This is a genomic window from Microbacterium sp., from assembly GCF_047971895.1.
In the GTDB taxonomy this organism is placed as follows: Bacteria; Actinomycetota; Actinomycetes; order Actinomycetales; family Microbacteriaceae; genus Microbacterium.
In genome coordinates this window covers 1-9,203 of the sequence record NZ_JBKEAF010000063.1, presented here as the reverse complement: position 1 = coordinate 9,203, position 9,203 = coordinate 1, and the positions used below count along the sequence as shown (strand labels likewise).

At 70.8% G+C, this 9,203-nt stretch carries 9 protein-coding genes and 1 rRNA gene; all 10 read left to right on the top strand.

Annotated features, from left to right (window positions below; genetic code table 11):
- The first annotated feature begins 223 nt into the window (after nucleotides 1–223).
- A 5S ribosomal RNA gene (gene rrf / locus ACK5IN_RS05315) occupies nucleotides 224–340 on the top strand.
- 264 nt (nucleotides 341–604) lie between these two features.
- Complete coding sequence (locus ACK5IN_RS05310; RefSeq protein ID WP_416895166.1) at nucleotides 605–1,294, top strand: hypothetical protein; 690 nt, start codon at nucleotides 605–607, stop codon at nucleotides 1,292–1,294.
- On the top strand, nucleotides 1,294–2,331 hold the full coding sequence (locus tag ACK5IN_RS05305; RefSeq protein ID WP_416895165.1) for an HAD-IIA family hydrolase: 1,038 nt from the start codon (nucleotides 1,294–1,296) through the stop codon (nucleotides 2,329–2,331). The genes ACK5IN_RS05310 and ACK5IN_RS05305 overlap by 1 nt, the downstream gene beginning before the upstream one ends.
- A gap of 49 nt (nucleotides 2,332–2,380) precedes the next feature.
- Complete coding sequence (locus tag ACK5IN_RS05300; RefSeq protein ID WP_416895164.1) at nucleotides 2,381–2,554, top strand: hypothetical protein; 174 nt, start codon at nucleotides 2,381–2,383, stop codon at nucleotides 2,552–2,554.
- Nucleotides 2,551–3,366, top strand: a complete 816-nt coding sequence (locus tag ACK5IN_RS05295; RefSeq protein ID WP_416895163.1) for a TlyA family RNA methyltransferase — start codon at nucleotides 2,551–2,553, stop codon at nucleotides 3,364–3,366. Before ACK5IN_RS05300 ends, ACK5IN_RS05295 begins: the two co-directional genes overlap by 4 nt.
- The gene (locus ACK5IN_RS05290) at nucleotides 3,363–4,322 is read left to right on the top strand and encodes an NAD kinase (RefSeq protein WP_416895162.1); all 960 of its coding nucleotides are present in this window, start codon (nucleotides 3,363–3,365) and stop codon (nucleotides 4,320–4,322) included. Before ACK5IN_RS05295 ends, ACK5IN_RS05290 begins: the two co-directional genes overlap by 4 nt.
- On the top strand, nucleotides 4,319–6,049 hold the full coding sequence (recN, locus tag ACK5IN_RS05285; RefSeq protein ID WP_416895161.1) for a DNA repair protein RecN: 1,731 nt from the start codon (nucleotides 4,319–4,321) through the stop codon (nucleotides 6,047–6,049). Before ACK5IN_RS05290 ends, recN begins: the two co-directional genes overlap by 4 nt.
- A complete protein-coding gene (locus ACK5IN_RS05280; RefSeq protein WP_416895167.1) occupies nucleotides 6,036–7,730 on the top strand; it encodes a CTP synthase in 1,695 nt (564 codons plus the stop codon). The genes recN and ACK5IN_RS05280 overlap by 14 nt, the downstream gene beginning before the upstream one ends.
- On the top strand, nucleotides 7,723–8,361 hold the full coding sequence (locus ACK5IN_RS05275; RefSeq protein WP_416895160.1) for an NUDIX domain-containing protein: 639 nt from the start codon (nucleotides 7,723–7,725) through the stop codon (nucleotides 8,359–8,361). Before ACK5IN_RS05280 ends, ACK5IN_RS05275 begins: the two co-directional genes overlap by 8 nt.
- A 12-nt stretch (nucleotides 8,362–8,373) precedes the next feature.
- On the top strand, nucleotides 8,374–9,203 hold an 830-nt coding region (locus ACK5IN_RS05270), incomplete at its 3' end, for a site-specific tyrosine recombinase XerD (RefSeq protein WP_416895159.1).

The window sequence follows — 9,203 nt, the reverse complement described above, 5'->3', positions numbered from 1 at the left end:
CTTCGGGCGAGAGGCTCCCAGCTAGACTACTGGGATGATCGGCCGGATGAGCAACCGTGGCAACACGTGGAGCTGACCCGTACTAATAAGCCGAAGACTTGATCACACACCTCTTGAGGTGCTTGCGTCCACTGAGTGGTTCTCGATGTACGCTCGGGCACCGCGCCAGCGCCCCGCGCTTCGTCGGGGTGCGATCGCAGACTGATTGAAACATCAATAGTGTTTCGGCGGCCATAGCGAGAGGGAAACGCCCGGTCCCATTCCGAACCCGGAAGCTAAGCCTTTCAGCGCCGATGGTACTGCAGGGGGGACCCTGTGGGAGAGTAGGACACCGCCGGACTTCTTTCGTGAAATGGCCACCCAGAGTTGGGTGGCCATTTCTCGTTAACAGTGTTCTCTCGAAGAACACCGAGGAGGGCAGGGAATGGCTGAGCACGAGCGTGGAGAGCGGCCACGGCGTCCGCGATCGCACGACGCGCGGCGCCGCGACGATCGTCCGTCCCGTAAGACGGGCTCGGCCCCCAAGGGCCGTCGCCCGGCTGGGGAGCCCCGTCGTGATAGCCGACCGCCCCAGAACGCCGACCGTCGGTCGCACGACGACCCGGTGGTTCCCGAGTCGGTGACCGCGCGCGATCTGCATCCTGCTGCACGCAACGAGCTGAAGACGCTCAGCAAGGAGAACGCAGAGGACGTCGCACGGCATCTCGCGATGGCAGCGCAGCTCATCGACGATGACCCGGCGCTCGCCCATCGGCACGCGTTGGCCGCGGTGCGTCGTGCCGGCCGTCTCGCGGTGGTCCGCGAGACCGCGGCAATCACGGCGTACGCCATCGGCGACTTCGCCCTGGCACTGCGCGAGCTGCGCACCTATCGGCGCATCTCGGGCCGCGACGACCAGATCGCGCTCATGGTCGACAGCGAGCGGGGTGTGGGTCGGCCGGATCGCGCGATCGAAGTCGGCCGTTCGGTCGAGCGCGGTGCTCTGCCGGCGGCTGTTCGCGTCGAACTGACCATCGCCCTCTCCGGCGCCCGGCTCGACCTCGGCCAGCCCGAGCGTGCGCTGCTCGAGCTCGACATTCCCGAGCTCGACCCGAACCGCGCGTTCGAGTGGAGCCCGGCCCTCTTCTCAGCCCGGGCGGTCGTGCTCGAAGACCTCGGTCGCCTCGACGAGGCCGCACAGTGGCACCACCGCGCCGAGGTGGCGGCCGAAGCATTGCATGGCGAGACCGCTGCCGGCGACATGATCGTCGTCGAGGAGATCGTGGAGGAGTCGCTGCCCGAGGACGACGCCTGATGGCGCTGTTCCGAGGCCGCCGCTCCACCCCGACGCCGCTCGATGGCGTCGACGTCGTGTTGGCCGATCTCGACGGTGTCGTGTACGCCGGTCCGGGTGCGCTGCCGCACGCCGTGGACAGCCTCAACCGTGCGGCGGGCGGGCGTCGGCTCGGCTACATCACGAACAACGCGGCGCGCACGGACGCCGCCGTGGCCGCGCACCTGCGCGAGCTCGGCCTGATCGTCGACGCGGACGAGGTCGTCACCAGCCCGCAGGCCGCCATGCGACTGCTCGCGACGCGCATCCCCGCCGCGTCGACGGTGCTCGTCGTCGGCGGTGACGGGCTCGTCGTCGAGGCCGAGAAGGCGGGCTTCGTCGTGACGCGCAGCGCCGACGACGGGCCGGCCGCCGTCGTGCAGGGGTTCGCGCCCGACGTCGGCTGGGCGGACCTGGCCGAAGCAGCCTTCGCCCTGAAGGTCCCGGAGGACGAGGGCGGCATCCCCTGGATCGCCACCAACACCGACTGGACGATCCCGCAGGCACGCGGTGTCGCGCCGGGCAACGGGACGCTGGTCTCGGCAGTGCACACGGCCATCGGCCGGCTCGCAACGGTGGCCGGCAAGCCCGAGACACCGATCTTCGACGAGGCCGTGGCGCGGTTCGCGGCGCAGCATCCACTCTTCATCGGAGACCGTCTCGACACCGACATCCTGGGCGCGAACCGTGCCGGCATCCCCTCGGCTCTCGTGCTCACCGGCATCGATCGCCCGAAGCACGTCCTGGCAGCGGCCGCCGATGCGCGCCCGGCGTTCCTGCTGGCGGATCTGCGCCAACTGCACGAGCCCTACCCGCAGACGAGCATCAAGGACGGGGCGGTCACGGTGGGCGCGGCCACGGTGCGCGTCGACGGAGCGGACGTGCACATCCTGTCGGCGGGAAACTCGCAGATCGACCTGCTGCGCGCCGGCGCGCGCGCGATCTGGGACAGCGGAGTGGGCATCTTCGCGATGCGCGTGCCCGAGCAGCTGTACGCGGATCCCTTCCACCGGCCGTGACGGCGTCGGTATCCCTGCATGGTCTGCGGCTCTGGGTATCCTGGGGCGCATGAGCGATCGTGCCGCTGACCCCGAGCCCCCTTCGACGGGCGACCGCGTGCCCGAAGACCTCGTCTCGGCGCTGGATGTGATCGAGGGACAGCCCCTGACCGAACGGCCCGCCGGGTATGCGGCGCTGCACGACGAGCTCGCCCGGCGTCTGGACGGGAGCGAGGCCGGATGACCGTGCGCGTCGATGCGGCCCTCGCGGCCCGCGGCCTCGCGCGTTCGCGCACGCACGCTCAGCGGCTCATCGACGACGGAGTGGTGACGGCGGATGGCGTCGCGGTGGTGAAGGCGTCGACTCCGGTCTCCGACGACGCCGTGCTGGCGGTGGCGGCATCCGACCACTACGTCAGCCGTGCCGCGCACAAACTCGCCGCCGCACTCGACGCGTTCGGCATCGACCCGTTCTCCCGCGTCGCACTGGACATGGGCGCCTCGACCGGAGGGTTCACGCAGGTGCTCCGCGAACGCGGTGCACGACTCGTGATCGCCGTCGACGTCGGCCACGGGCAGCTGGCCCCGACGGTGCGCGACGACTCGGGCGTGCGTGTCGTCGAAGGATTCAACGTGCGCGATCTCTCGCGCGAGAGCCTGGAGGCTGCCGCGGAGACCGCCGACGTCCCCGACCTGGTCACCGGCGACCTCTCGTTCATCTCGCTGACGCAGGTGCTTCCGGCCGCCGCTCGCACGGCCGCGGACGATGCCGATCTCGTCCTGCTGGTCAAGCCCCAGTTCGAGGTGGGGCGCACCCGCGTGCGTGAGGGGGTCGTGACCGATCCGGGCCTGCGTGCAGATGCGGTCGCTGGTGTGCTGTGGGCGGCGTGGGATGCGGGGCTGGGTACGTTCGGCGTCATCGCGTCGCCGATCGTGGGCACGCATGGCAACCGCGAGTTCCTCGTGCACCTGCGTCGCCGGCCGTTGGAGGTCGAGTCGGGGGCGAATCCGTCACAATGGATGCGCACGGTCAACGAGCTGGCAGGAGCGGAATGACGGGCGAGCGCAACATTCTCGTGGTGCTGCATGCGCACCGCGACGAGACGATCGACGCGGGTGTGCGCGTGTGCGCAGCCCTGCGCGCCGCCGGTGCGCGACCGGTGCTCGCCGACACCGACATCGACGACCTGGGTGCGCGCACCGCGCGGCTGGGCGCGGTCGGGGTGCTCGGGCGCGACGTCGCCCTCGTCGAGGTCGAGCTGGCCATCGTGCTCGGCGGAGACGGGACCATCCTGCGGGCGGCAGAGCTCGTGCGCGGTGGGTCGGCGCCCGTGCTGGGCATCAACATGGGGCACGTCGGCTTCCTCGCCGAGATCGAACGCGACGAGCTGGACGAAGCGGTGGCGCGGGTGATCTCCCGCGACTACCTCGTCGAGGAGCGGCTGGCACTGTCGGTCCGCGTCACCGATGCCGCAGGCGAGCTGAAGTACGAGACGTGGGCGCTCAACGAGGCGACGGTCGAGAAGGCCAGCCGGGAACGGATGCTGGAGGTGGTCGTCGAGGTCGATGGCCGCCCGCTGACGGCCTTCGGCTGCGACGGGGTCGTGATCTCGACGCCGACCGGGTCGACCGCGTACAACTTCTCGGCCGGCGGGCCCGTCATCTGGCCGGAGGTCGAGGCGATCGCCGTCGTGCCGCTGTCGGCGCACGCGTTGTTCGCCAAGCCGCTGGTGATCGCCCCGGCCGCCACCGTCGCGATCGAGGTGCTCGAGCGCACCACCGAGACGGGTGTGCTCTGGTGCGACGGGCGACGGTCGCACGATCTGCCGCCGGGCGCCCGGGTGAGCGCGCAGCGTTCGGGGCAGTCGGTGCGGCTGGCGCGGCTCCACCCGGCACCGTTCACGGACCGGCTGGTGCGTAAGTTCCAGCTGCCGGTCAACGGCTGGCGCGGACCGGCGGGGGGCTCGCACCCGGTGACCGGGGTCATCGATGCTGCGGAGCTCGACACGTGATCGAAGAGATGCGCCTGCGCGGACTCGGCGTGATCGCCGAGGCGACCCTGCCCATGGGAGCCGGGTTCACCGCGATCACCGGAGAGACCGGGGCGGGCAAGACCATGGTCGTCACCGGGCTGGGACTGCTGCTCGGGCAGCGTGCCGACTCCGGCGTGGTGCGCGGTGACACCGGAAACGCCGACGTCGCCGGCGTGTGGATCGTTCCCGAGGCGGGCGCCGTCGCCGACCGGGTGCAGGATGCCGGGGGCTCGCTGGAACCCGTCGGCGATGGTACCGCGGAGCTGTACGTCGGGCGTTCGATCACCCGCGAGGGGCGCAGCCGCGCGACCGTCGGCGGCCGGTCGGCACCGGCGGGCGTGCTCGCCGATCTCGCCGAGGCGCTCGTCGTCGTGCACGGGCAGTCCGAGCAGTTGCGACTGAGGTCGGCGGCCGCTCAGCGCACCGCAGTGGACAGGTTCGGCGGCGACGCCGTGACCGAGGCGTTGTCGTCCTATCGCGCGGCGTGGGAGCAGTGGCGCGTCATCGACGCCGAGCACACCACACTCACCGCGGAGCGGGAGGCGCGCGTCGCCGAGGCCGAGCAGCTGCGTGAGGAGCTCGCATCGATCGCCGACGCCGCACCGCAGCCGGGGGAGGACCTCGCGCTCGCCGCGCGCGCAGAGCGCCTGGCGCATCTCGAAGAGCTGCGCGCCGCCGCGGCCGCCGCGCGCGAAGCGCTGTCGTCCGAGCTCGATGGCGTCGATGTGGCGGCGCTCACCGGCGACGCACGGCGGGCGCTGGAGCGGGCCGGCGAACGGGACGCGGCGCTCGCGGGCTTGGCCGAGCAGGTCGCCGACCTCGGGTACCGCTCCGCAGAGATCGCGGTCGAGCTGTCGGGATACCTCGCCGATCTCGACGAGACCGGGCCGCAGGAGCTGGATGCCGTCGAGCACCGCCGCGCCGTGCTCACCGCGCTGATGCGCCGGCACGGCGGCAGCCTCGACGAGGTCATCGCGCTCGCCGAGACGGGCGGGTCGCGGCTGGCCGAGCTCGAAGGCGACGACGATCGCATCGCCGAGCTCGACCGCGAGCGGGAGGCCGCGGCATCCACTCTCGACGACGCGGCGACCGCGCTCACCCGTGCGCGCACCGCCGCCGCCGAGCGGCTGGGTTCACTCGTGACCGTAGAGCTGGCCGCGCTGGCCATGCCTGACGCACGGATCACCGTCGCCGTCACCCCTGCACCGCCGAGCGGGGAGGGCCGCGACGAAGTGGCACTGCTGCTCGCACCCCATGCCGGCGCCGAGCCGCGCCCGGTGGCGCGGTCGGCGTCGGGCGGCGAGCTGAGCCGGGTGATGCTGGCGATCGAGGTCGTGATCGCGTCCACGCATCCGGTCCCCACGTTCGTCTTCGACGAGGTCGATGCCGGCATCGGCGGGGCCGCCGCGATCGAGGTCGGCCGGCGGCTCGCGCGGCTCGCCGAGACCTCCCAGGTCATCGCCGTGACGCACCTTGCGCAGGTCGCTGCCTTCGCGAGCAACCACCTCAGCGTGGTCAAAGAGAGCGACGGCACGGTCACCGCGTCGAGCGTGCGCAGTCTCGACGGCACCGAGCGGGAAGCCGAGATGGCTCGTCTGCTGTCGGGGCTCGCCGACTCGTCCAGCGCCATCGAACACGCGCGCGAGCTGCTCGAGCTCGCCAGCCAGCCGCCTGATAGGATGAAAGCCCGTGATGCAGATTTCTGAACCTGACGCGGGACGCCCCGACGACACCACCCGACACATCTTCGTGACCGGCGGTGTCGTCTCGTCTTTGGGCAAGGGCCTGACCGCCGCGAGCCTCGGAAATCTGCTCACCGCACGCGGGCTGCGCGTCGTGATGCAGAAGCTCGATCCGTACCTCAACGTCGACCCTGGAACGATGAATCCGTTTCAGCACGGCGAGGTCTTCGTCACCGATGACGGCGCCGAGACCGACCTCGACATCGGCCACTACGAACGGTTCCTCGACATCGACCTCAGCCAGGCCGCGAACGTCACGACCGGTCAGATCTACTCCCGCGTGATCGAGCGCGAGCGCCGCGGCGAGTACCTCGGCGACACCGTGCAGGTCATCCCGCACATCACCGACGAGATCAAGCGGCGCATGCGGCTGCAGGCCGCCGAGGAGCCCCGGCCGGACGTCATCATCACCGAGATCGGCGGAACCGTCGGTGACATCGAGTCGCAGCCGTTCATCGAGGCCGCACGCCAGATTCGGCACGAGCTCGGCCGCGACAACGTGTTCTTCGTGCACGTTTCCCTCGTGCCGTTCATGGGCGCGTCGGGCGAGCAGAAGACCAAGCCGACGCAGCACTCCGTGGCGGCCCTGCGGTCCATCGGCATCCAGCCCGACGCCCTCGTACTGCGCAGCGACCGCCCCGTGACCGAGTCGAACAAGCGCAAGATCGCCCTCATGTGCGACGTCGACGAGCGCGCGGTCGTCAATGCCGTCGACGTGCCGAGCATCTACGACATCCCGTCGATGCTGCACGAGCAGGGACTCGACGCCTACATCGTCCGCACCCTGCGCCTCGACGAGGCCAGCGACGTCGACTGGAGCCGCTGGAATGTCGTGCTCAAGGCGGTGCACAACCCCAAGCACGAGGTGACGATCGGTCTCGTGGGCAAGTACATCGACCTGCCGGATGCCTACCTCAGCGTGACCGAGGCGCTCAAGGCCGGCGGCTTCGCGCAGGAGACCCACGTCACCATCGACTGGGTCGCCTCCGACCTGTGCGAGACGCCCGAAGGCGCCGAGAAGGCACTCGCGGGGCTCGACGGCATCATCGTGCCCGGCGGCTTCGGCATCCGCGGCATCGAAGGCAAACTCGGTGCCCTGCGCTTCGCGCGCGAGCAGGGGATCCCCACGCTCGGCATCTGCCTGGGACTGCAGTGCATGGTGATCGAGTACGCACGCTCGGTCGTCGGACTCGACGGTGCGTCGTCGAGTGAGTTCGATCCTGACACCGACCACCCGGTCATCGCCACGATGGAGGAGCAGGTCGACATCATCGAGAGCGGCGACCTCGGCGGCACGATGCGACTCGGGCTCTACGAGGCCGACCTCGCCCAAGGCTCTCTGGCCGCCGAGCTGTACGGCACGAACCGCGCCTCCGAACGGCATCGTCACCGCTACGAGGTGAACAACCGCTATCGCGACCAGCTCGCGGCCGCCGGGCTCGTCTTCAGCGGGTTGTCGCCCGACCGGAACCTCGTTGAGTACGTCGAGTTGCCGCGCGACGAGCACCCCTACTACATCGCGACACAGGCGCACCCCGAACTGCGGTCACGGCCGACCGATGCCCATCCGCTGTTCCGCGGGCTGATCGGCGCGGCGCTCGAACGGCACCGGGCGAGCGAGCTGTTCGACGTCGACAATGACTGACATGTTGTCTGACGAGCCGGTCGCGCTCGAGGTCGTCCGCAGCGACACCGTGTACGAGGGACGGGTGTGGAACGTGCGCCGTGACGAGGTGGCGTACCGCGATACCACGATCGTCCGCGAGTACATGGACCACCCCGGTGCCGTCGCCGTCGTCGCGCTCGACGCCGATGATCGCATTCTCGTGATCCGGCAGTACCGCCACCCGGTGCGTGCGCGTGACTGGGAGATCCCGGCCGGTCTGCTCGACGTGCCAGGTGAAGACCCGCTGGCATCGGCGCAGCGGGAGTTGGCCGAGGAGGCTGATCTCGTCGCCGCCCGCTGGAACGTGCTCGCCGAGTTCGCCACGACCCCGGGCGGCAGCGACGAGGCGATCCGGGTGTACCTGGCCCGCGACATCTCCGCTGCGCACGAGGTCTTCGAGCGCACGGACGAAGAAGCCGATATCGAGGTGCGCTGGGTGCCGCTGGACGATGTCGTCGATGCCGTGCTCGCACGACGGGTGCAGAACCCGTCCCTGGTGGTCGGCGCGCTCGCAGCGCAGGCCGCCCGCGCCCGCGAGTGGGAGACCCTCGCGCCGGCCGACACCCCGTGGCCACGCCGATCGCCTGCGGTGGGGGCGCCGCGCACGTGAGACGATCCTGAGGTGAAGCCGGAGCGCGCCGTCGATGCCTATCTGCGGCACATCACGGTGGAGCGAGGCCTGTCCGACCACACGGTCGCCGCATACCGCCGCGATCTGAGCGGGTACGTCGCGTGGCTCGCCGCGCAGGGCGTCGAGCAGATGGATGGCGTCACTGGGGCGCTCGTGGCCCGGTTCGCCGCCGAGCGAGCCTCGGGCGAGCCGGTGCCCGCGGCATCCAGTCTCGCCCGTCTGCAGTCCTCCGTTCGCGGACTGCACCGCTTCCTCACCCGCGAGGGCCTCGCCGCAGACGACCCCACCGTGCGGCTGCGGCCGCCCCGGCAGGCCGACCGGCTGCCGAAGGCGCTGACGGTCGACCAGGTGCAGCGGCTGCTCGCCACCACCGACGACAGCATCATCGGTCTACGCGACGCGGCGCTGCTCGAACTGCTGTACGCGACGGGGGCGCGGGTGTCGGAGGCGGTCGGCCTCGACGTCGACGATACGGCGCACGGCGACATCCTGCGGCTGCGCGGCAAGGGCTCGAAGGAGCGCATCGTGCCGGTGGGTTCCTACGCTCGGGCAGCCGTCGACTCCTACCTCACACGGGCGCGGCCCGCGCTGAGCGCTCGGGGTCGCAGCACGCCGAGGCTGCTGCTCGGGGTGCGCGGCGCACCCCTGTCTCGGCAGAGTGCATGGCTGGTGATCCAGCGGGCGGCCGAACGTGCCGACCTGACGGTGCACGTCTCGCCGCATACGCTGCGGCACTCGTTCGCCACGCATCTTCTCCAGGGCGGCGCGGACGTGCGCGTCGTGCAGGAGCTGCTCGGCCACGCATCGGTGGCGACCACCCT